Annotated in this window: 19 protein-coding genes and 1 riboswitch; of the genes, 16 read left to right on the top strand and 3 right to left on the bottom strand. The window is 72.6% G+C overall.

The window, feature by feature from the left end; translation table 11 throughout:
* Positions 1–6: 6 nt before the first annotated feature.
* From rnc to ftsY, 4 genes are all read left to right on the top strand, one after another.
* Entirely contained in the window at positions 7–708 is a 702-nt protein-coding gene (rnc, locus tag ACVWWH_RS10315) for a ribonuclease III (protein ID WP_457316514.1), read from the top strand.
* Between the two features lie 6 nt (positions 709–714).
* Complete coding sequence (mutM, locus tag ACVWWH_RS10310; RefSeq protein WP_457316513.1) at positions 715–1653, top strand: bifunctional DNA-formamidopyrimidine glycosylase/DNA-(apurinic or apyrimidinic site) lyase; 939 nt, start codon at positions 715–717, stop codon at positions 1651–1653.
* Positions 1654–1735: 82 nt separating this feature from the next.
* Positions 1736–5338: a chromosome segregation protein SMC gene (gene smc, locus ACVWWH_RS10305; protein ID WP_457316512.1), complete on the top strand. Its 3603-nt coding sequence runs from the start codon at positions 1736–1738 to the stop codon at positions 5336–5338.
* Between the two features lie 74 nt (positions 5339–5412).
* A complete protein-coding gene (ftsY, locus tag ACVWWH_RS10300) occupies positions 5413–6633 on the top strand; it encodes a signal recognition particle-docking protein FtsY (RefSeq protein WP_457316511.1) in 1221 nt (406 codons plus the stop codon).
* Positions 6634–6826: 193 nt separating this feature from the next.
* Here the strand turns inward: ftsY and ACVWWH_RS10295 are convergent, their stop codons facing one another.
* Positions 6827–8101 carry an MFS transporter gene (locus ACVWWH_RS10295; RefSeq protein WP_457316510.1) on the bottom strand — a complete coding sequence of 425 codons (1275 nt, stop codon included), beginning with the start codon at positions 8099–8101 and terminating at the stop codon, positions 6827–6829.
* Positions 8102–8348: 247 nt separating this feature from the next.
* On the opposite strand from ACVWWH_RS10295, the gene ACVWWH_RS10290 reads away from it, so the two are divergent.
* The 4 genes from ACVWWH_RS10290 (at position 8349) to ACVWWH_RS10275 (ending at position 12148) form a co-directional block, all read left to right on the top strand.
* Complete coding sequence (locus ACVWWH_RS10290) at positions 8349–9740, top strand: ammonium transporter (protein WP_457316509.1); 1392 nt, start codon at positions 8349–8351, stop codon at positions 9738–9740.
* Positions 9737–10075 (top strand): P-II family nitrogen regulator, encoded by a 339-nt coding sequence (locus ACVWWH_RS10285; protein WP_066498288.1) that lies wholly within the window; start codon positions 9737–9739, stop codon positions 10073–10075. The genes ACVWWH_RS10290 and ACVWWH_RS10285 overlap by 4 nt, the downstream gene beginning before the upstream one ends.
* 310 nt (positions 10076–10385) lie before the next feature.
* Positions 10386–11813 carry an ammonium transporter gene (locus tag ACVWWH_RS10280; RefSeq protein WP_457316508.1) on the top strand — a complete coding sequence of 476 codons (1428 nt, stop codon included), beginning with the start codon at positions 10386–10388 and terminating at the stop codon, positions 11811–11813.
* Positions 11810–12148 (top strand): P-II family nitrogen regulator, encoded by a 339-nt coding sequence (locus tag ACVWWH_RS10275; RefSeq protein ID WP_066498285.1) that lies wholly within the window; start codon positions 11810–11812, stop codon positions 12146–12148. Before ACVWWH_RS10280 ends, ACVWWH_RS10275 begins: the two co-directional genes overlap by 4 nt.
* 28 nt (positions 12149–12176) lie before the next feature.
* On the opposite strand, the gene ACVWWH_RS10270 is transcribed toward ACVWWH_RS10275, so the two are convergent.
* Positions 12177–13622: a glucose-6-phosphate dehydrogenase gene (locus tag ACVWWH_RS10270; protein ID WP_457316507.1), complete on the bottom strand. Its 1446-nt coding sequence runs from the start codon at positions 13620–13622 to the stop codon at positions 12177–12179.
* Between the two features lie 117 nt (positions 13623–13739).
* Between ACVWWH_RS10270 and ffh the strand changes: the two genes are divergently transcribed.
* Positions 13740–15326: a signal recognition particle protein gene (gene ffh / locus ACVWWH_RS10265; protein WP_457316506.1), complete on the top strand. Its 1587-nt coding sequence runs from the start codon at positions 13740–13742 to the stop codon at positions 15324–15326.
* 320 nt (positions 15327–15646) lie between these two features.
* On the opposite strand, the gene thiC is transcribed toward ffh, so the two are convergent.
* The gene (thiC, locus tag ACVWWH_RS10260) at positions 15647–17398 is read right to left on the bottom strand and encodes a phosphomethylpyrimidine synthase ThiC (RefSeq protein ID WP_457316505.1); all 1752 of its coding nucleotides are present in this window, start codon (positions 17396–17398) and stop codon (positions 15647–15649) included.
* A riboswitch (TPP riboswitch) is annotated at positions 17397–17504 on the bottom strand. It overlaps the preceding gene by 2 nt.
* Positions 17505–17535: 31 nt before the next feature.
* Here thiC and ACVWWH_RS10255 point away from each other — a divergent pair.
* The 7 genes from ACVWWH_RS10255 to trmD all read left to right on the top strand — a co-directional run bounded on the left by ACVWWH_RS10255 (position 17536) and on the right by trmD (position 22531).
* On the top strand, positions 17536–18639 hold the full coding sequence (locus ACVWWH_RS10255) for an amidohydrolase family protein (protein WP_457316504.1): 1104 nt from the start codon (positions 17536–17538) through the stop codon (positions 18637–18639).
* Between the two features lie 139 nt (positions 18640–18778).
* Positions 18779–19612, top strand: a complete 834-nt coding sequence (locus ACVWWH_RS10250; RefSeq protein WP_457316555.1) for a VOC family protein — start codon at positions 18779–18781, stop codon at positions 19610–19612.
* Positions 19613–19701: 89 nt separating this feature from the next.
* Entirely contained in the window at positions 19702–20157 is a 456-nt protein-coding gene (locus tag ACVWWH_RS10245; protein ID WP_066498274.1) for a hypothetical protein, read from the top strand.
* 186 nt (positions 20158–20343) lie between these two features.
* Positions 20344–20751, top strand: coding sequence for a 30S ribosomal protein S16 (gene rpsP / locus ACVWWH_RS10240; RefSeq protein ID WP_066498272.1), 408 nt, complete (start codon positions 20344–20346; stop codon positions 20749–20751).
* A 1-nt stretch (position 20752) separates the two neighbouring features.
* Positions 20753–20995: an RNA-binding protein gene (locus ACVWWH_RS10235; RefSeq protein WP_457316503.1), complete on the top strand. Its 243-nt coding sequence runs from the start codon at positions 20753–20755 to the stop codon at positions 20993–20995.
* Positions 20996–21133: 138 nt separating this feature from the next.
* Positions 21134–21697 (top strand): ribosome maturation factor RimM, encoded by a 564-nt coding sequence (gene rimM / locus ACVWWH_RS10230; RefSeq protein ID WP_457316502.1) that lies wholly within the window; start codon positions 21134–21136, stop codon positions 21695–21697.
* A complete protein-coding gene (gene trmD, locus ACVWWH_RS10225; protein WP_457316501.1) occupies positions 21698–22531 on the top strand; it encodes a tRNA (guanosine(37)-N1)-methyltransferase TrmD in 834 nt (277 codons plus the stop codon).
* Positions 22532–22589 lie beyond the last annotated feature (58 nt).

Below are 22589 nucleotides of genomic sequence, written 5' to 3'. Positions count from 1 at the left end.
TCGCGCATGAGCCCTCATGACGAGCTTTTGAAGCGTCTCGGCGTCGACATCGACGCCGAGACGCTTCGTCTTGCCCTCACCCACCGTTCCTTCGCCTACGAGAACGGCGGCATTCCGACGAACGAGCGCCTGGAGTTCCTCGGCGACTCGGTCCTCGGCTTTTCCGTCACGGAGCACCTGTACCGGGAGTACCCCGATCTGAGCGAGGGCGACCTCGCGAAGCGGCGTGCCGCCGTCGTGAGCACCCGCGCCCTCGCCTCCATTGCCCGGCGCCTCGGCGTGGGCGAGTTCATCTACCTCGGCCAGGGCGAGAAGGTCACTGGCGGGAAGAACAAGTCCTCGATCCTCGCGGACACGATGGAGGCGCTCATCGGGGCGACCTACATCTCCAACGGGCTCGAGCCGGCGCGCCAGTTCGTCGTCGGCCTCATCGAGCCCCTCCTCGCGGACGCCGCGGTGCTCGGGGCGGGCACGGACTGGAAGACGCACATCCAGGAGCTCGCCGCGAGCCGGCAGCTCGGCCCGATCCACTACGCGGTGGTCGGGGACGGCCCGGACCATGCGCGCACGTACACGGCCACCCTCCTCATCGGCGGCACCGAGTACGGGACCGGCACCGGGAACTCCAAGAAGGAAGCCGAGCAGCAGTCGGCCGCCAACGCCTGGAAGGTCCTCGGGACCGACAGCGCCGCTTCCGCGCAGGCCTGAGCGGCGATGCCGGAACTGCCCGAAGTCGAGGTGGTCCGCCGCGGCCTCGCCTCCTGGGTCGCGGGGCGGACCGTCGAGGCGGTGGACGTGGTGGACGCCCGCTCCGTGCGGCGCCACACCCTCGGGCCCGAGGACTTCCGCGGCCAGCTCAAGGGCGCCCGCGTGCTCGACGCCGTGCGCCGCGGCAAGTACCTCTGGCTGCCGCTGTCAGACCCCGGGGCCAGCCCGCACACGGCGCTCCTCGCGCACCTGGGCATGAGCGGCCAGCTCCTCGTCGAGGAGCCCGAGGCGCCCGACGAGAAGCACCTCAAGGTCCGGCTGACCCTCAGCGACGCCCCCGGCATGCCCCGCGAGCTGCGCTTCGTGGACCAGCGCATCTTCGGCGCCCTCGCCGTCGTGCCGCTGGTCCCCACGGACGACGGCGGCCCCGGCGGCCGCGGCGACTCCGCCCTCGCGCTCATCCCGGGGGAGGCGGCCCATATCGGGCGCGACCCGCTCGATCCGCTCTTCGACCCGGAGGCGTTCCACCGGCGTCTGCGGGCGCGGCGCACGGGCATCAAGCGCGCCCTCCTGGACCAGCGCCTCGTGTCCGGGATCGGGAACATCTACGCCGACGAGGCGCTCTGGGGCGCGCGCCTGCACTACGCGAGGCCGACCGACACGCTCCGCCGCCCCGAGACGGACCGGCTCGTGCATGCCGTGCGGGACGTCATGGGCCGGGCCCTCGTGGCCGGCGGCACGAGCTTCGACTCGCTCTACGTCAACGTCAACGGCGCGTCCGGGTACTTCTCCCGCTCCCTGGACGCCTACGGCCGCGCCGGGCGGGCGTGCCGGCGGTGCGCGGCGGCGGGCGAGGCCGGCATGATCGTCCGGGAGCCGTTCATGAACCGCTCCTCCTACCGCTGCACCCGCTGCCAGCCGGTTCCGCGCAACGCCCGCTGGTAGGCCGGTTCCGTCGGTGTCCGGTGGCACAATGACGGACAACCGCCCCTTCCGCCCGGCCAGCCCAGAGGAGACCCGCAGTCCCTTGCACCTCAAGACCCTGACGATCCGAGGCTTCAAGTCGTTCGCCTCGGCCACGACCTTCGAGTTCGAGCCCGGCGTGACGGCGGTGGTCGGGCCCAACGGCTCGGGCAAGTCGAACGTCGTCGACGCCCTCGCGTGGGTCATGGGGGAGCAGGGCGCCAAGACCCTGCGCGGCGGCAAGATGGAGGACGTCATCTTCGCCGGCACGGCCGGGCGGCCGCCCCTCGGCCGCGCCCACGTCTCGCTCACGATCGACAACGCCGACGGCGCGCTCCCCATCGAGTACGCCGAGGTCACGATCTCGCGGACGCTCTTCCGCTCGGGCGGGTCCGAGTACGCGATCAACGGCAGCCAGTGCCGGCTGCTCGACATCCAGGAGCTCCTCTCCGACTCGGGGCTCGGGCGCGAGATGCACGTGATCGTCGGGCAGGGCCAGCTCGACCGCGTCCTGCACGCGACCCCCGAGGACCGGCGCGGATTCATCGAGGAGGCCGCCGGCATCCTCAAGCACCGCCGGCGCAAGGAGCGCACCGTCCGCAAGCTCGAGGCGATGCAGGCGAACCTCTCCCGGCTCGGCGACCTCACCGCGGAGCTGCGCCGGCAGCTCGGGCCGCTGGGCCGGCAGGCGCAGGTCGCGCGCCGCGCGCAGACCATCCAGGCCGATGTCCGGGACGCCCGCGCCCGGCTCCTCGCGGACGACATCGCCACCCTGCGCACGGCCATGGAGCAGGAGGAGGCGGACCAGGGAGCGCTCGATGCCCGCCGGGCCGCCGTGGAGAGCGGGCTCGACGCCGGCCGCCGCACCCAGGGGGAGGTCGAGCGGTCCGCGGCCGCGGCGACCCCGCGCGTCAATGCCGCCCGCGACGCGTGGTACCGGCTCTCGCAGAGCCGGGAGAGGCTCAGGGCCCTTGCCTCGCTCGCCGACGAGCGCCGGCGCCTGCTCGGATCCTCGGAGCCTCCGGCGCGCGGCCGCGACCCGGAGGCGCTCGAACGTCAGGCGCGCCAGCTGCGCGCCGAGCTCGCGGCCGTAACGGACGTCGTCGAGGTCCGGGTGGAGGGCCTTGCCGAGGCCGAGGACGCGCGGGCGTCGGCCGAGGAGGCGGCCTCTGCCGAGGACCGCCGCCACACCGCCCTCCTGCGCGCCCAGGCCGATCGGCGCGAGGGCCTCGCCCGCCTCGCGGGCCAAGTGGCGGCAGCCCGCAGCCGCGTCGAGTCGGCTGAGGGCGAGGTCGGGCGGCTCCGGGAGACCCTGGCCGGCGCCGCCGAGCGGCAGCGCGCCGCCGCGGCCGAGTACACGGCCCTCGAGTCGCAGATTGCCGGGGTCGAGGCCGGCGAGGAGGACCTCGACACGGCCTACGAGGAGGCCGCCGCCGAGCTCGAGGCGGCCGAGGCGGAGCGCGAGTCCCTCCTCGAGCGCCGCAGGCGCGCCGCCTCGGACCGGCAGGCGCAGGAGGCCCGCATCGAGGCACTCCTGACGGCGTTCAAGGACCGGGACGCCACGGCCTCCGTCGCCGCGTCCGCGGCCGGGGTGCTCGGACGGGTCGCAGACCTGGTCGGCGTCGAGCCGGGGTTCGAGGCCGCCGTCGCGGTCGTCCTCGGGCCCTTCGCCGAGGGCCTGGCGATGGCGGGCGCCCCTGAGGCAGCCGAGGCCCTGGCAGGGCTCAAGGCGGACGACGCCGGGCAGGCGGCCCTGCTGGTCGGCTCGCCAGGGGCGGCCGGGGCGGCGGGGGCGGCAGGGGAGGCGGCCGGGGGCACACCGGCGCTGCCGGCGGGTGCCCGCTGGCTGGAGGACGTCGTCGACCCCGAGCCTGCCGTGGCCGCCGCGGTGTCCAGCCTGCTGCGGGACGCCGCAGCCGTCCCGACCCTCGAGGCCGCGGTCGCGCTCGTCGCCGACCACCCGGGGCTCGCCGCCGCGACGCACGACGGCGACCTGGTCACCGCCGCGGGCCTGCTCGGCGGTTCAGCCGGGGCGCCCTCGACCATCGAGCTGCAGGGGCTCCTCGACGCCGCCCGGGACCGTCTCGCTGCCGCCCAGGCGGAGCACGAGCGGTGCGGCTTCGCCCTGGCCGGAGCGCAGGAGCGCGAGCGCGCGGCCCGTGAGCAGGCGGAGGCCGCCCTCGCGGCGCTGCACGACTCGGACGCCCGCTTCGCGGCGGTGGCCGAGAAGCTCGCCGCCCTGGGGACCCAGCTGCGCGGCGCAGAGGCCGAGGAACAGCGCCAGCGCACCGCCCTCGGGACCGCGCTCACCCAGCTCGAGTCCGAGCAGGTCGCGCTCGAGGCGGCCGCCGAACGGCTCGAGCTCGCGGAGGAGGCCCCGGACGCCGAGGAGCCGGACTCCTCCGACCGGGACCGGCTCCAGGCCGAGGCCGCCGCCGCCCGGGCCCGCGAGCTCGAGGCCAGGCTCGCGCTGCGCGCCGCGGAGGAGCAGCACCGCACCCTCGAAGCCCGCGCCCAGTCGCTCGAGCGCGCCGCGGAGTCGGAGCGGCGGGCCGCCGAGGAGGCACGCCGCCGGGCCGAGCGCCGCGCCCGCGAGGCCGCCCGTGCCGGCGCAGTCGCCGCCGCCGCGCGGGAGGGCCTGTCCCGGCTGGACCGCGCGGTCGAGGCGGCCGCGGCCGAGCGTGACGCGGCCGAGGCGCACCGCGCTGAGCTGGACGAGCGCCTCGGTGCCCTGCGTCGCCGCAACGACGAGCTCGCCCGCGAGCTCGCCGACCTCAACGACGCCGCGCACCGCGACGAGCTCGCGCGCGCCGAGCAGCGCCTCCGGCTCGAGGCGCTCGAGGAGCGCGTCGTGGACGAGCTGGGCATGGCCGCCGAGGAGCTCGTGCGCGACTTCGGCCCGCACCGCCCCGTCCCCGTGCCGCGCGAGGAGGGCGGGGACAAGTGGGCCGCGCTCCGCGTCGAGGTGGACGACGAGGGCAACGCGGTCCAGGACGGCGTCCCGTTCGTCCGGGCCGAGCAGGAGAAGCGGCTGAAGAAGGCCGAGCGGGACCTCGCCGCCCTCGGCAAGGTCAACCCGCTGGCCCTCGAGGAGTTCGCGGCCCTCGAGGAGCGCCACCGCTTCCTCGCGGCTCAGCTCGATGACCTGCAGAAGAGCCGCAAGGACCTCCTGCAGATCATCGCGGAGGTGGACGAGCGCGTGCAGCGGGTCTTCGCCGAGGCCTTCTCCGACACCGCGGTCCAGTTCGAGCGGGTCTTCGGCCGGCTCTTCCCCGGTGGTGAGGGCCGGCTGGTCCTGACCGACCCCGAGGACCTCCTCACCACCGGGATCGAGGTCGAGGCACGTCCCGCGGGCAAGAAGATCAAGCGGCTCTCGCTCCTCTCCGGCGGGGAGCGCTCGCTCACGGCCGTGGCCCTCCTCGTGGCGATCTTCAAGGCGCGGCCCTCGCCGTTCTACGTCATGGACGAGGTCGAGGCCGCGCTCGACGACACGAACCTCGGCCGGCTCATCACGATCTTCGAGGAGCTGCGCGAGTCGAGCCAGCTCATCGTCATCACGCACCAGAAGCGCACCATGGAGGTCGCCGACGCCCTGTATGGCGTCTCGATGCGCGGCGACGGCGTCTCGACCGTGATCAGCCAGAAGCTCGACCGCGTCCAGGCCTAGGGCCGCGGGGCCCTGGGAGCGGCGGCGCGGCGGCCGCCCCGGCCGGAGGGCCGCCCTGTGAGAAGCTAGGAACCGTGACAGACCTTTCCGCCCTGCTGCCCGTCATCATCATCGTCGCGATCGTGATCCTCGTCGTCGCCGGGGTCGTCATCGGCCTCGTGAGCGGCCGCCGGAAGAAGATCACCTACACCGGTCCGCGAGACGCCAACGATCAGGTCATCGCCCCGACCCGGCCCGGCGCCTCCACGGCCGAGGAAGCCCCGCCGGGAGGCACCGGCACGCTGCCGCCACCGGCCGAACCCGAGGGCGAGGCGCCCACCGAGGACGTCCTCGACGAGGCCGTCATCGAGCGCGTCCCGACCGAGACGCCCGCTCCGGTGGCGGGCCGGCTCCAGCGCCTGCGCGAGCGGCTCGTCAAGAGCAACAGCCTCTTCGGCAAGGGGCTGCTGGCCCTGCTCTCGAGCGACAGCATCGACGAGAACGTGTGGGACGAGGTCGAGGAGACCCTCCTGCTCGCGGACATCGGCACGGAGCCCAGCCTCGAACTCGTCGACACGCTCCGCGACCGCGTGAAGGTCATGGGCACCCGCAGCCCAGACGACGTCAAGGCCATGCTCCGGGAGGAGCTCATCAAGCTCGTCGATCCCTCCATGGACCGCTCGCTCAAGGTCTCCCGGGCCGACGGCAAGCCCGCCGTGGTGCTCGTGGTCGGCGTCAACGGGGTGGGCAAGACCACCACGGTGGGCAAGCTCGCCCGCGTCCTCGTGGCCGAGGACAAGGACGTCCTGCTCGGCGCCGCGGACACCTTCCGCGCCGCCGCGGCCCAGCAGCTGGCCACGTGGGGCGCCCGCGTGGGCGTGCCGACCGTCAAGTCGGACGTCGACGGCGCCGACCCTGCCTCGGTGGCCTTCGAGGCGGTCAAGGCCGGCATCGAGCAGGAGGTCGACGTCGTGATGGTCGACACCGCCGGGCGCCTGCAGAACAAGGTCGGGCTCATGGACGAGCTCGGCAAGGTCAAGCGCGTCATCGAGAAGCAGGCCGAGGTTGACGAGGTCCTCCTCGTGCTCGATGCGACCACGGGGCAGAACGGGCTGAACCAGGCCAAGGTCTTCGGCGAGGTCGTCGACATCACGGGCATCGTGCTGACCAAGCTCGACGGCACCGCGAAGGGCGGCATCGTCGTCGCGATCCAGAAGCAGCTCGGCGTGCCGGTCAAGCTCGTGGGCCTCGGCGAGGGCCCGGACGACCTCGCGCCGTTCGACGCCGAGGGCTTCGTGGACGCCATCCTCGCCTGACAGCCCCACCCCGCCCACCCCTCGGTTTCGGGTACTCATCTCGTCGCGTTTCTCCCGTTCCGGGTACTCATCTCGTCGCGTATTTCCCGTTCCGGGTACTCATCTCGTCGCGTTTCTCCCGTTCCGGGTACACCAGGGCACGACGGCGCCCGCCTCCTCTCCGGGGGGCGGGCGCCTCGCGTCCGGGGTACCATCAGGGGGCTTCGGGACGCTCCGCCGCCACGTCCTCGGAGCCGCCTTCCACACCACGTTCCACGCCGCCCTCCACTGGCCCGGCCGCAGGGGCGCTGGCCGGCGTGCGCGTGGCCCACAGCGGCACCGCGGCGAGCAGGCACGCACCCGAGACGGCGAACGCCCACCCGTAGCCGATGCCGTCCGCCAGCGCGCCGGCGGCCAGCGGGCCGAGGATGCTGCCCACATCGGAGGCCATCTGGAACGCGGCCAGCGGGCGTCCGCCGCTGCGGCCTGAGCCGATGGTGTCCGCCACGGTTGCCTGCAGCGACGGGCCCAGGAACCCCGCGCCGAAGCCGGCGGCGACAGAGAGCGCGAGGAACACCGGCTCTGAACCGCTCATGCCGAGGAACGCCGTCGGCAGCGCTGTGCCCACGAGTCCGACCACGGCCACGGGACGTCGGCCCCACCGGTCCACGAGGCGCCCCGAGAAGGTGAGCGCCGCCGCGGTGCCACCGGCGTAGAGGGCCAGCGCGAGCCCGGCCGCCTGAGGGCCCGCGCCGAGGGCTGCCGTGGCGAAGAGGGGCACGAGGGCCATCCTGATCCCGAGGGCAGCCCACCCGTTGGCGAAGTTCGAGCCCACGGCCGCCCGGTAGGGCGCATGCGCGAGCGCGTCGGCCAGCAGGAGCTGCGGCCGGGCTGCCGCCCCCGTGTGCGCGGGCGCGGCAGAGCGGCGCCCGAGGAACGAGTGCACCACGGCCGCCGCAACCACGAGGGCCCCCGCGTAGACGAGGAACGGCACGCGCAGCCCGAAGGACGCCAGGAGTCCGCCAATCACCGGTCCGGCGATGTTGCCCAGGAGGAAGGACGCCGCGTACAGGCCCGAGACCCTGCCCCGGGCGTCGGGCGGCGCGAGGCGCACGATCAGCCCCGAGGCGGAGATCGTGAACATCGTCGAGCCGATGCCGCCCAGCCCGCGCACGGCCAGCAGGGTCCAGTAGTCGGGGGCGAACGCGCACGCCGCGCTCGAGGCCGCGACGAGGAGCAGGCCCGTGACGTAGACGGGCCGCTCGCCGAGCCTGTCGACGAGGGCGCCCGCGGTGGGCGCGAGGACGAGCCGCGCGAGCGCGAAGGCGCTCACGATCACGGAGGCCGCCGTCGCCCCGACGCCGAAGCTCGTGGCCAGCTGCGGCAGGACGGGGGCCACCAGCCCGAAGCCGACGGCGATGACGAACGCGGCGGCGACGAGGACCCAGACGTCGCGGGGCACCGGCGTCCGCGGGGAAGTGCGGGGCATGGGACCACCTTAGCGACGGTGCACCGGCGCGGCACGATGGCGCCGCCCGGCCGCCGGGATGGAGGCGAAACATGCTGGAAACGCGCATGTGACGGCGCCTTAACGCGCAGGAGCAAGATGTAACGGGCGTGCAATGTGGGCCGCCTCCGGTGGAAACACCGCGGGAGGAATCTATTTCCAGCGGCCCACGGGCGCCGGCAACGGCGCAGGGCCGGGCAGGTCCCGTTCCATCCCTGAAAGGCACACCATGACCCCCACCCTCAGCGCGGGAGACACCGCCTGGGTGCTCGCCTCGGCAGCGCTCGTGCTGCTCATGACGCCCGGGCTCGCGTTCTTCTACGGCGGCATGACTCGCGCCAAGTCGGTCCTGAACATGATGATGATGAGCTTCGGCGCGATCGCCCTCGTGGGCGTGCTCTGGACCCTCATCGGCTACTCGATGTCCTTCGGCTCCGACTGGTTCGGTGGCCTCGTCGGCAACTTCGACAAGTTCGCCCTCCACGGCATCCTCGCCACGGGCAACGGCATGCAGCTCGCCGGAACCATCCCCGAGCTCGCCTTCGTCGGCTTCCAGGGCGTGTTCGCGATCATCACGGTCGCGCTCATCTCCGGCTCGATCGCCGACCGCGCCAAGTTCGGCGCCTGGATGGTCTTCGCGTTCTTCTTCTCGATCCTCGTCTACTTCCCGGTCGCCCACTGGGTCTTCGACGCGAACAAGGACGCCAACGGCAACTTCATCGGCGGCTGGCTCAACGGCCTCGGCGTGATCGACTTCGCCGGCGGCACCGCGGTCCACATCAACGCCGGCGCCGCGGGCCTGGCCCTCGCGCTCATCCTCGGCCGCCGCAACGGCTTCGGCAAGGACCCCAACCACCGCCCCCACAACCTGCCGTTCGTCATGCTCGGCGCGGGCCTGCTGTGGTTCGGCTGGTTCGGCTTCAACGCCGGCTCGGCCCTCGGCGCCAACGGCGTGGCCGCGTTCGCCTGGATCAACACCCTCGTCGCCCCGTGCGCCGCGGTCCTCGGCTGGCTCGTGGTCGAGAAGCTGCGCGACGGCCACGCGACCTCGCTCGGCGCCGCCTCGGGTGCCGTGGCCGGGCTCGTCGCCATCACCCCGGCCTGTGCCGCGGTCTCGCCGCTGTGGGCGATCGTCCTCGGCGTCCTCGCCGGTGCGGTCTGCGCCCTGGCCGTGGGCCTGAAGTACCGCTTCGGCTACGACGACTCGCTCGACGTGGTGGGCGTCCACCTCGTCGGCGGCATCATCGGAACCCTCTTCATCGGCCTCGCGGCCAACCCCGGCGCGCCCTCGGGCGGCCAGGGCCTCTTCTACGGCGGCGGCTTCGAGCTCCTGGGCAAGCAGGCCCTCGGCGCCGGCACGGTCCTCGTGTACTCGTTCGCCCTCTCGCTCGCCATCGGCTGGATCATCAGCAAGACCATGGGCTTCCGGGTCTCGAGCGAGGCCGAGGAGGCCGGCGTCGACATCGCCCTGCACGCCGAGACGGCGTACTCCGGCAACAGCATGGGCGGCTCGTCGGGTTCGGCGTTCCACCCGCTCGGGTCCAAGGGCGAGGCAGAGGTCGCGGCGTTCAACGCGGACGACCTGCTCACCGAGGCAGCACGGAAGAAGGTCCAGGCGTGAAGCTCATCACCGCGATCGTCCGCCCCGAGAAGCTCGACTCCATCCGTGAGGGGCTCGAGGCCTACGGGGTCCAGGGCCTCACGGTCAGCGCGGCCAGTGGCTACGGCCGCCAGCGCGGGTACACGGAGGTGTACCGCGGCGCCGAGTACAGCGTGGACCTGGTCCCGAAGGTCAGGATCGAGGTGCTCGCCACCGACGACCAGACGGACGACATCCTCGACGTGCTGATCACCACCTCGAACACCGGCCGTGCGGGGGACGGCAAGGTGTGGACGGTGGACGTGCACGAGGCGATCCGCGTCCGGACGGGGGAGCGCGGGGCGGCGGCGATCTAGCCGCACCGGTCGCTCCGGGAGTGCGGACGACGGCGGGGACCCCCCGCCGTCGTCCGCCCACGTCGGCGGGAGGGCCCGCACCGCCGGAAAGCGCGGAGGCGGGGCGGGCGGGGACGGGCGCGAAACATGCCGTTAACACGGCCGTGACCAACCCTTAACGCCGGGGGGACTCCTGTAACACGAGGGCAACACGGACGGAGCGGAGCGGAAACACCGCCACGGGATTCTTGTTCAGGTGGTCCCGCAGACCGCCGCCGGGGACGGCGGACGGGGGCCGAGAACCGTGAACGTCCCTCGAAAGGCCTCACCCATGAACGCTGGCGACACCGCCTGGGTCCTCGTCTCGGCAGCCCTCGTCCTCCTCATGTCACCCGGCCTGGCCATCTTCTACGGGGGCATGACCCGCGTGAAGTCCATGCTCAACATGATGATGATGAGCTTCGGGGCCCTCGCCCTGGTCGGTGTCCTCTGGGTGCTGTTCGGCTACTCGATCGCCTTCGGGACCGACGCGGGGGACGGCCTGTTCGGCAACCCCTTCGAGGACTTCGGCCTCCACAACCTGCTCGCCACCGGTTCCTCGATGCCGCTCGTCGGCACGATCCCCGAGATCGTCTTCGTGGGATTCCAGGGCGTCTTCGCCACCGTGACCGTGGCCCTCGTCTCCGGCGCGATCGCCGACCGGGCCAAGTTCGGCTCCTGGATGGTCTTCGCCGGCGCGTTCGCCGTGCTCGTGTACTTCCCCGTGGCGCACTGGGTCTTCGACTCGAAGAAGGACGCGCACGGGACCTTCATCGGCGGCTGGCTCAACCACCTCGGCCTCATCGACTTCGCCGGCGGCACCGCCGTCGAGGTCCTCGCCGGCGCCGCGGGCCTGGCCCTCGCCCTCGTGCTCGGCAAGCGCGTCGGGTTCGGCAAGGACCCCGAGCACCGCCCCCACAACCTCCCGCTCGTCATGCTCGGCTGCGGCCTGCTCTGGTTCGGCTGGTTCGGCTTCAACGCCGGCTCCGCGCTGGCTGCCAACGGCGAAGCCGGCTTCGCCTGGATCAACACCCTCGTCGCCCCATGCGCCGCCATCCTCTCCTGGCTCGTGGTCGAGAAGGTCCGCGACGGCCACGCGACCTCGTTCGGTGCCGCCTCCGGCGCGGTCGCCGGGCTCGTGGCCATCACGCCGTCCTGCGCCACCATCGACCCGGCCTGGGCGATCGTCCTCGGTATCCTCGCCGGCGCCGTGTGCGCCCTGGCCGTGGGCCTGAAGTACCGCTTCGGCTACGACGACTCGCTCGATGTGGTGGGCGTCCACCTCGTCGGCGGCATCATCGGCACCCTCTTCATCGGCCTCGCCGCCGACCCGGCCGCCCCTGTGCCCGGCCGGGGCCTGTTCTACGGCGGCGGCCTCGCCCTGCTGGGCACCCAGGCCCTCGGCACCGGCGCCGTGCTGGGCTACTCCTTCATCGTGGCCCTCGGGCTGGGCCTCGCGATCAAGGCCGTGATGGGCTTCCGGGTTGCGAGGGACGTCGAGGAGACCGGCGTGGACCTCGTGATCCACGCCGAGACCGCCTACTCGTCGCCGTCCGCCACGGGCGGCGGGTTCCACCCGCTCGGCGTCCGGCACACCGTCGAGACCCTGCTCGAGCAGCACCTCGAGCGGCGCCTCGGCCAGGCCGGTGCGGACGGCGCGCACGGCCAGCGCGAGGAGGTGCTGGCCGGGACATCGCCAACCGGTACTGTGGGCTCGTGAAGCTCATCACCGCCATCGTCCGGCCCGAGAAGCTCGATTCCATCCGCGAGCACCTCGAGGCCGAGGGAGTCCAGGGCCTGACCGTCAGCGCCGCAAGCGGCTACGGCCGCCAGCGCGGCTACGTCCAGGTGTACCGGGGTGCCGAGTACAGCGTGGACCTCATCCCCAAGGTCCGCGTCGAGGTGCTCGCGACCGACAAGCACGCGGACGAGATCCTCGAGACGATCGTCGTCGCCGCCTCGACGGGCTCCCAGGGCGACGGCAAGGTCTGGGTCGTCGAGGTCCAGGATGCGGTGCGGGTGCGGACGGGGGAGCGCGGGGACTCCGCGATCTGAGCCGGGGCGGACGCCCCGGCCGGCCGGCTCAGGACTGGCCGGCGCCGTCCTCTCCGGCGGCCGAGGTGGCCCAGTCCGCCGGGCCCCTGCTGCCCGCGGCGTAGGTCTGGAGGGGGACCCCGCCGGCGGCCCACGCCTCCAGCACGGGCTCGACGATCCGCCAGCAGCTCTCGGCCGTGTCGGCGCGCACGGACAGGAGCGGGTCGCCGTCGAGCACGCCCTCCAGCACCTCGCCGTAGGGGAGCAGGTCCGCCTCGCCGAGGTCGGCGTCCAGCGTCACGCGGTTCAGGGTGAGCACGTCCCCGGGACCGTTGACGTCGACGTCGAGCTGGAGCACATCGGGGCCGAAGCCGATCCGGAGCCGGTTCGGCTCGTCCACGCCGCGGAAGCCCTCGGGCAGGTGCGGGACCGGGCGGAAGGTCACCACGGCTTCCTTGCGCCGGGCGCCGAGGGCCTTGCCGGAGCGGAGGATGAACGGCACGCCGGCCCACCGCCAGCTCGCCAGCATGACCGTGATCTCGGCCAGGGTCTCGGTGCCGCGGGACGGGTCCACCCCCGGCTCGGCCGTGTAGTCGGGGACGTGGCGGTCCCCGATGCTCCCGGCCGTGTACCGGGCCCGGCGCGTCGACTCGGTGAACGGCTCGGGGACCCGGGCGGAGCGGAGCACGGTGCTGATGCGGTCCCGCACGTCGCGCTCGTCGAGGCGGGCCGGCGCGTCCATCGCGAGCACGGCCAGGACCTGCAGGAGATGGCTCTGGATCATGTCCCGCAGGGCGCCGGCGCGGTCGTAGTACCCGGCCCGTCCCTCGAGCGCGAGGTCCTCGTCGAAGAAGATCTCCACCTTCTCGATGTGGTCGCGGTTCCACACGGGCTCGAGGAAGTTGTTGGCGAAGCGCAGGCCGAGGATGTTCAGGACGGTGCCCTTGCCGAGGAAGTGGTCCACGCGGTGGATCTGGCTCTCCGGGACCAGCCGGCCCAGGGTCTCGTTCAGGGCGGCCGCCGAGGCCTCGGAGGAGCCGAACGGCTTCTCGAGCACGAGCCGGGTGCCCTCGGGCAGGTCGGCAGGCCCGAGCAGGCCGCAGGCCTTCTGGCTCACGGCCGGGGGCAGCGCGAAGTAGACGGCGACGGGCCCCGGGAGCGCGGCGATCTCGCGCGCGAGCTCCCCGGGCGCCGTGACGTCGAGCTGGACGTAGACGGAGTCGCGGCGGATCCGTTCGAGCTCGGCGCGGCCGGCGTCGGTGGCGTCCGCCAGGGCCGCCTCGGTGGCGTCGTGCACGCGCTGGCTCCACTGCTCGGCGCCCCAGTCCTCGGCACCGGCGCCCACCACGGTGAGCCCGGCGTGCCGCCCGGTCGCGAGGAGCCGGGCGAGGCCGGGGAAGAGGAGGCGGCCGGTCAGGTCCCCGGAGGCGCCGAGGATGAGCAGGCTGCGCACGGACGGGGCGGTCTCACGAGTCGACGTCACGAGGCCTAGCATGCCACTGCCTGGTCCGTTGGTACCCTTAAGGGTGGCCAGATCCGCTTCCGGCGGGTCTGCGCGACCTCCTGACCCAGCGTCAGATCCCTGGACCACGACTGAAAGCGACTCGGGCACGTGTTCAACTCCCTCTCGGACCGTCTCACTGCGACGTTCAAGAATCTCCGCGGCAAGGGCCGCCTGAGCGAGGCGGACGTCGACGCCACCGTCCGCGAGATCCGCCGCGCCCTCCTCGACGCGGACGTCGCCGTCCCGGTGGTGCGCGACTTCGCGGCGCGGATCCGCGAACGAGCGCTCGGCGCCGAGGTCTCGGGTGCCCTCAACCCGAGCCAGCAGGTCGTCAAGATCGTCAACGAGGAGCTCCAGGCGATCCTCGGCGGCGAGACGCGCCGCCTGCGCCTGGCGAAGAACCCGCCGACCGTGATCATGCTCGCGGGCCTGCAGGGCGCGGGCAAGACCACGCTGGCCGGCAAGCTCGGCAAATGGCTCAAGGGCCAGGGCCACTCGCCGATCCTCGTCGCCGCCGACCTCCAGCGCCCCAACGCCGTCACCCAGCTCGAGGTGGTGGCCCAGCGCGCCGGTGTGGCCGTCTACGCCCCGCACCCGGGCATCCAGTCCGAGTTCGAGGCACCCACGGGCGACCCGGTCGCCGTGGCGCGCGACGGCGTGGCCGAGGCCCGCGCCAAGCTGCACGACGTGGTGATCGTGGACACCGCCGGCCGGCTCGGCCTGGATGCCGAGCTCATGCGCCAGGCCGCGGACATCCGCGCCGCGGTCAACCCGGACGAGGTCCTGTTCGTCATCGACGCGATGATCGGCCAGGACGCGGTCAACACGGCCAAGGCCTTCGAGGAGGGCGTCGACTTCACCGGCGTCGTGCTCTCGAAGCTCGACGGCGATGCGCGCGGCGGCGCGGCCCTGTCCGTCGCGTCCGTGACCGGCCGGCCCGTCATGTTCGCCTCCACCGGCGAGGGCCTGGACGACTTCGAGCTGTTCCACCCGGACCGCATGGCCTCCCGCATCCTCGACATGGGCGACGTCCTGACGCTCATCGAGCAGGCCGAGAAGAGCTGGGACAAGGACGAGGCCGCCCGGATGGCGAAGAAGTTCGCCGACCAGGAGGACTTCACCCTCGAGGACTTCCTCGCCCAGATGCAGCAGATCCGCAAGATGGGCTCGATGAAGAAGATGCTCATGATGATGCCGGGTGCCGCCCAGTTCCGGCAGCAGCTCGAGCAGTTCGACGAGCGCGAGATCGACCGCGTCGAGGCGATCGTCCGCTCGATGACCCCGCACGAGCGCCTCGCGCCCAAGATCATCAACGGCTCCCGCCGCGCCCGCATCGCCCGCGGCTCGGGCGTGCACGTCTCCGAGGTCAACGGCCTGCTGGAGCGCTTCGGCCAGGCCCAGAAGATGATGCGCAAGATGGCTGCCGGCGGCGGCATCCCCGGGATGCCGGGCATGCCCGGCCCGGGCGGCTTCGGCGGCTCCAAGAAGGGGCCCGCCAAGGGCAAGAAGAAGGCGAAGTCGGGCAACCCGGCCAAGGCCGCGCAGGAGCGCCGCGAGGCGGAGGCCCGCCGGGCCGCCGGCGCCTCGAAGGCGTTCAGCGGCCAGGGCTCGGCGTTCGGCGGCCAGCAGGGCGACGAGTTCGACCCGTCCGCCCTCAACCTGCCCAAGGGCTTCGAGAAGTACCTCGGCAAGTAGTCCGCGGGCCCCACGCCGGGGCCGGTCCGGCCACGCAGACGCACGACGCCGAAGGGGCGCCTCCCGCGGGAGGCGCCCCTTCGGCGTCGTCCGCCGAGGTCGCCCCGTGGGTTCGTGAGCTCGCCCGGCGGGTGCACGAGGTCGCCCCGTGGGGCGCCTGCGGATTCGGACGAGAAGTGCACTTCCCGCCACCGGAGTGGGCCGCAGTTCGCGTTTCGCCCTGGAGTCCACGACTCGTGGACTCCAGGGCGAGAACGGAACTTCCCGGTGGCAGGTTCCCGGTGGCCGGCGCGAGGCGGCAGGCCGCCGGGCCGTGGGCGCTACTCCGGCGAGCCCACCGCGATCGTTTCCGGCAGGTAGACCTTTCCGCCAGCGGCGAGGAACTCCTGGCTCTTCTCCCGCATGCCCGCGATGGCCTCCTGGGCCTCCTTCGAGCCGAACTCGTTGCGGATGTCCTGGGAGATGCGCATCGAGCAGAACTTCGGCCCGCACATCGAGCAGAAGTGCGCGGTCTTCGCGGGCTCGGCCGGGAGCGTCTCGTCGTGGAAGGCCTCGGCCGTGGCGGGGTCGAGCGAGAGCGAGAACTGGTCCTTCCAGCGGAACTCGAACCGTGCCTTGGACAGGGCGTCGTCGCGCTCGTGCGCGCCGGGGTGGCCCTTCGCGAGGTCGGCCGCGTGGGCGGCGATCTTGTAGGTGATCACGCCGGTCTTCACATCGTCCTTGTTCGGCAGCCCGAGGTGCTCCTTGGGCGTCACGTAGCACAGCATCGCCGTGCCGTACCGGGCGATCTCGGTGGCGCCGATCGCCGAGGTGATGTGGTCGTAGCCCGGCGCGATGTCGGTCACGAGCGGGCCGAGCGTGTAGAACGGCGCGCCGTCGCACAGCTCCTGCTGCCGCTCGATGTTCTCGCGCACGAGGTGGAACGGGATGTGCCCCGGGCCCTCGACCATGACCTGCACGTCGTACTCCCACGCGCGCTTGGTCAGCTCGGCGAGCGTGTCCAGCTCGGCGAACTGCGCGGCGTCGTTCGCGTCCGCCGTCGAGCCGGGGCGCAGGCCGTCGCCGAGCGAGAACGCGACGTCGTACTGGGCGAAGATCTCGCAGAGCTCGTCGAAGTGCGTGTAGAGGAAGTTCTCCTCGTGGTGGGCGAGGCACCAGCCGGCCATGATCGATCCGCCGCGGGAGACGATGCCCGTGACCCGCTCGGCGGTGAGCGGGACGTAGCGCAGGAGCACGCCGGCGTGGATGGTCATGTAGTCCACGCCCTGCTCGCACTGCTCGATCACGGTGTCGCGGAAGATCTCCCATGTGAGCTTGGACGCGTCGCCGTTGACCTTCTCGAGGGCCTGGTAGATCGGCACCGTGCCGATCGGCACGGGGGAGTTGCGGATGATCCACTCGCGGGTGGTGTGGATGTCGTCGCCGGTGGAGAGGTCCATGACCGTGTCGGCGCCCCACTTGGTGGCCCACTGGAGCTTGTCGACCTCCTCGGCGATCGAGGACGTGACCGCCGAGTTGCCGATGTTGGCGTTGATCTTGACGAGGAACGCCTTGCCGATGATCATCGGCTCCGACTCGGGGTGGTTGATGTTGCTCGGGATGATCGCGCGGCCCGCCGCGACCTCGGAGCGCACCAGCTCGACGTCGCAGTTCTCCCGCAGCGCCACGAAGCGCATCTCGGGGGTCACGACGCCGGCCCGCGCGTAGTGCATCTGCGTGACGCGCCGGCCGGGCTTGGCCCGCAGCGGCACGGGCCTGGCGCCCTTCCATTCGGCCGAGGCCTCGCCGCGCCGCACCGCGGAGCGGCCGTCGTCGAGCAGGTTCCGCTCGCGGCCTGCGTACGGCTCGACGTCACCCCGCTCGGCGACCCACTCGGCCCGGTACGCCGGAAGGCCCACGACGGGGTCGCTGCCCGGGCCCGACGTCCGGTAGACCCGCAGCGGCGCGTTCGCCTCGCCGCCCGGAGAATCGTCGAGTGCGATCTCGGTGACAGGCACACGGATGCCGTGCTCGTCGTCGGTGAGGAACGCGAGCGAGTGGGCGGGGTGCTGTTCCATTTCAGATGTGCTCATATGCTGAGCCCTCACTTCCTACGCCGGCATGACCCGGACAGGTTCGACGGTCGCAGGCCGCGTCAGCCTGATCTCAGCCCTTGCGAGGGCACCCGTGTGGACGCGTTGGACCCTAGCACGGCAGCTAGGCTGGCGTCATGCATGACGTTGTCCACCTCAGCGGCCCCGTCCTCGCCGGCCCCACCGACGAGCGGCCGGAGGCGTGGATCGCCGACGGCCGGATCACCTACCGCCGCCCCGAGGCGCCGGCGGCCACGAGCCTGCGCGGGTGGGTGCTCCCCGGCCTCGTGGACGCGCACTGCCACGTGGGGCTGGTGCCCGGCGGCGCGCCGGACGACGCCGCGGCCCTCGCCCACGCGCGCGCCGAAGCGGCGGCCGGCGTCCTCCTGGTCCGCGACTGCGGCAGCCCCACCGACACCCGCTGGCTGCAGGCGCGCGACGACGTCCCGCGCCTCGTGCGCGCGGGCCGCCACCTCGCCCGGTCCCGCCGCTACCTCCGCGGCCTCGCGCACGAGGTGGAGCCCGAGGACCTCGTGGAGGCGGTCGTGGCCCAGGCGCGGGCCGGCGACGGCTGGGTCAAGCTCGTCGCCGACTGGATCGACCGCGGCGCCGGCGACCTGGCGCCCACGTTCCCGCCGGCCGTGATCCGCGAGGCAGTCGCCGCCGCGCATGCGGAGGGTGCCCGCGTCACCGCGCACACCTTCGCCGAAGGGACCATCGACCACCTCATCGATGCGGGGATCGACTGCCTCGAGCACGCAACGGGCCTGCAGGAGCAGCATCTGCCGCGCCTCGCCGAGGCCGGCATCCCGATCGTCCCGACGCTCGTCAACATCGCGACCTTCCCCGACATCTCTGCCCAGGGCCAGGCGAAGTTCCCTCGCTACGCCGCGCACATGCGCGCCCTGTGGGAACGCCGGCACGAGCGGATCGCCGCTGCCCACGCCGCCGGGGTGCGGATCTTCGCGGGTACCGACGCCGGAACCGTGATCGCGCACGGCAGGATCGCGGACGAGGTCGCCGAACTGGCCGCCGCGATCGGGCCCGCGGAAGCGGTCGATGCCGCGTGCTGGGCCGCGCGCGGATGGCTGGGCGCCGCCGGCCTCGCCGAGGGCGACCCTGCGGACCTCGTGGTCGTGGGGACGGATCCCCGGCGCGACGTGCGGACCCTCGCGGCGCCGCTGCACGTGGTGCGGGACGGCCAGCGGATCGCCGGCGCGGCGGAGCCTGCCGCGGTGTAGGGGGAATATCCGGGCTTGATTGAAGCTTCAAGTAATCGTACGCTTGATGCAGACCTCGACAGCCAAGGAGCCCACCGTGAGCACATCCGCCACCCCCGCCCGCCCCGCCAGCGGCGACCTGCTTCCCGCCGACCTGACGATGGGCACCGTGATGCTCAAGGTCGGGGACATGAAGCTCATGCTCGACTACTACGAGCGCGCCCTGGGGCTCGTGCCGGTCAGCGAGTCCCTCGGCGGGGTGTACCTGGGCCGGCAGGGCCGGCCGGTCATTCACCTGAGCCCGGCCGCCGGGCTGCAGATCCCCGGCCGTGGCGAGGCCGGCCTCTTCCACACCGCCATCCTGTTCGAGCGCCGCGCCGACCTGGCCGCCACCGTCGCCACCGCGGCGCAGTATGACCCCAGGCTCTTCGCCGGCAGCGCCGACCACCTCGTCTCGGAGGCGTTCTACTTCACCGACCCCGAGGGCAACGGCGTGGAGCTCTACTTCGACAAGCCGCGTGAGAGCTGGCAGTGGAATGGCGGCGAGGTGGTCATGGACTCGCTTCCGCTGGCACCGCAGGCGTTCCTGAACCAGAACCTGACCGAAGCGTCCGTCGAGGGGCAGCGGGAGGCGGAGGCCGGCGTCGGCCATGTCCACCTGCAGGTCGGCGACGTGGAGACGGCGCAGAAGTTCTATGTGGACACGCTCGGGTTCGCCAAGACTGCGGGCTGGCACGGCCAGGCCCTGTTCGTCTCCGCCGGCCGCTACCACCACCACATGGCCATGAACGTGTGGAACTCCCGCGGCGCCGGCCCGCGCAAGGACACGCTCGGCCTCGGCGAGGTCCTCATCACGGTCGGTTCGGAGGACGACGTCCTCGCGGCCGCCGACCGTCTCAAGGTGGCCGGCATCGCGACCCGCCACACCGGGGCCGAGCTGCGCTTCGAGGATCCGTGGCGCAACCAGATCCGCATGGCGTCCGTGCACGCCTGACGCTCCCTGCGCTACGCTCGGACAGTCCGCGGTCGCCGCGGGCGACACGCAGGCCGAACCGCAGTCCAGCGCCCACAGAGGGGGAAGACGTGACCGCTCCCAGTCCCTTCGCCGAGATCTTCGTCTCCACGCATGCCGACGCGCTCAGCCGGGCTTCCCAGCTCGACAGCGGCGACGCCGAGGACACCGGGGGCCTCAGGATCCCCGGCGTCTCGGACTACGAGATCGAGCAGCTCGGCTCGCTGGTCGGAACCGCCGTGCATGCCCCCGGAGCCGACTACGAGCTCACCATGGTGGACGTCTCCTCGGACAGCCTCCTCGCGGTGCCCTCCACGATGGTCCGGGCCCTCGCCGACCTCCTCGTCTACGAGTCCGAGGAGGGGGAGGGCAACGCCGTGGAGCGGGTTGCCGCGGCCTGGGTGGACCAGGAGGACCTCCCGTTCGACGCGCGCGAGGCCTACGACTACGTCGAGCAGCTCGCCAAGCTGGCCGCCGACGTCGACGACTCGAACCGCCAGGAACTCTTCGTCTGGGCGAGTTCCTGACGCGCCGCGGTCCGGCGGCATGCGAAACGCCACCGGATCTGGCACAATGATCAGGTACCAATCCGCGCGGCCCCCTCTCTCCGCGCGCGGTTGTGTCCATCGGAGCCCTGGCGAAGTACGGCCCGCCCCACGGGAGCGGAAAAGTCCGGGCTCGCCTCATGTGCAGAAACAGGAGTGACCACAACCGTGGCCGTTAAGATTCGACTCAAGCGCTTCGGCAAGATGCGCGCCCCGTACTACCGCATCGTCGTCGCCGACTCGCGCACCAAGCGCGATGGCCGTGCGATCGAGGAGATCGGCAAGTACCACCCCACCGAGGATCCCTCGTTCATCGAGGTCAACTCCGAGCGCGCCCAGTACTGGCTCGGCGTCGGCGCCCAGCCGACCGAGCAGGTCGAGGTGCTCCTCAAGATCACCGGTGACTGGCAGAAGTTCAAGGGCCTTCCGGGCGCCGAGGGCACCCTCAAGTTCCCGAAGGGCAAGGAGCCGTTCGTGGCTCCCGAGAAGGGTTCCGTGATCCTCCCCGAGGCCCCGAAGGCTTCCAAGGAGGCCGAGGAGTCCGCCGAGGCCCCCGCCGAGGCCGAGGCTGAGTAACTTGCTGGCCGAGGCACTCGAGCACCTGGTCCGCGGCATCGTGGACAACCCGGATGACGTTGCGGTCCAGGCCAAGAGCGGCCGCCGCGGCGACGTCCTCGAGGTGCGCGTCCACGAGGACGACCTCGGACGCGTCATCGGCCGCCAGGGACGCACCGCCCGCGCACTGCGCACCGTGGTTGCGGCCCTCGCCGACGGCGATCCGGTCCGTGTCGACGTCGTCGACACCGACCGCCGTCGCTGACGCTGCCTCACCACCACCGTTCCGGCCCCTCCTCCCACCAGGGTGGAGGGGCCGGAGCTGTCTCCACCCTTCGCGGCCGGCAGCCGCGCACCGCACCCCGACGGGGCCCCCGGCCCCACCACGCAGGAGGCCCATCCCATGCAGGTCCAGGTCGCACGGATCGGCAAGCCGCACGGCATCCGCGGCGAGGTCACCGTCCAGGTCCTCACCGATGCCCCCGAGGACCGTTTCGTCCCCGGCACCGAGTTCATCGTCGAGCCCTCCTCGAGCGGTCCCCTGACGCTCGCGGGCGCGCGCTGGAACAAGGACATCCTCCTGCTCTCCTTCGCCGAGGTGCCTGACCGCACCCGCGCCGAGCAGCTCCGCGGGGTCAAGCTCTACCTCGAGTCGGAGGACCTCGAGGACGACGATGAGGGCTGGTACGAGCACGAGCTCGTCGGCCTGGCCGTCCGCGTGGACGGCCGCGACGTCGGCACCGTCGCCGCGCTCCAGACGATGCCCGTGCAGGATCTCCTGGTCCTCGACACGCCGACGGGGGAGGTCCTCGTCCCGTTCGTCGAGGAGATCGTGCCGGAGGTGGACGTGGAGGGCGGCTTCATCGTCCTCGTCCCGCCGCCCGGCCTCCTCGAGCTCAACCGCGACACCGGCGACGCCGGTGCCCCCGGGGGCGAGCCGGAGCCCGGGCCGGGGTCGGAGGCGTAGGTGCGCATCGACGTCGTCAGCATCTTCCCCGACTACCTCGCGCCGCTGCGGCTGTCCCTCCTGGGCCGCGCCCAGGAGGACGGGCTGCTGGACCTCGCGGTCCACGACCTCCGCGACTTCACCTTCGACCGCCACCGCACGGTGGACGACACGCCCTACGGCGGCGGGGCCGGCATGGTCATGAAGGCCGAGCCGTGGGCGTTGGCCCTCGAGCAGGTCCTCGTGGCACAGGGCGCCGCCGCGGGCAATGCCGGGCACGACGCCGGCCCGGTCGCCGCGCGCCGGCCGGTGCTCATCGTTCCGTCCCCGGCCGGGGCGGTCTTCACCCAGGCCATGGCCTACGAGCTCGCCGAGGAACCCACCCTCGCCTTCGCATGCGGCCGCTACGAGGGCATCGACGAGCGCGTCCTGGAATGGGCGGAGCAGCGCTTCGAGGTGCGACCCGTGAGCCTCGGGGACTACGTGCTCAACGGGGGAGAGGTGGCCGTCATGGCCATGGTGGAGGCGATCGGCCGTCTCCTCCCCGGCGTCGTGGGCAACCCCGAGTCCCTCGTGGAGGAGTCCCACGCCGACGGGCTGCTTGAGTACCCCGTCTACACCAAGCCCTCGTCGTGGCGCGGGCACGACGTTCCCGAGGTCCTGCTCTCCGGGAACCACGGCAAGATTGCCTCCTGGCGTCTCGAGCAGCAGCTGCGCCGGACCGCGGCGCGGCGGCCCGAGCTCCTCGACGGGGCGGACGCCGCACCCTTCGGCAAGGCCGAGCGCGCCGTGCTGCGCGAACTCGGCTACGAGGTGGCGGACGGACGGCTGCGCCGGGCTCCGCAGGCGGACTGACGCCGGGGCGGAAGTGACGGGTCCGTCCGCGATATGGCACAATGGAGCGTTGTGTCTG

Source organism: Sinomonas sp. RB5, from assembly GCF_054063535.1.
The sequence above is the reverse complement of the archived record's forward strand: the minus strand, read 5'-3'. Positions and strand labels throughout refer to the sequence as shown.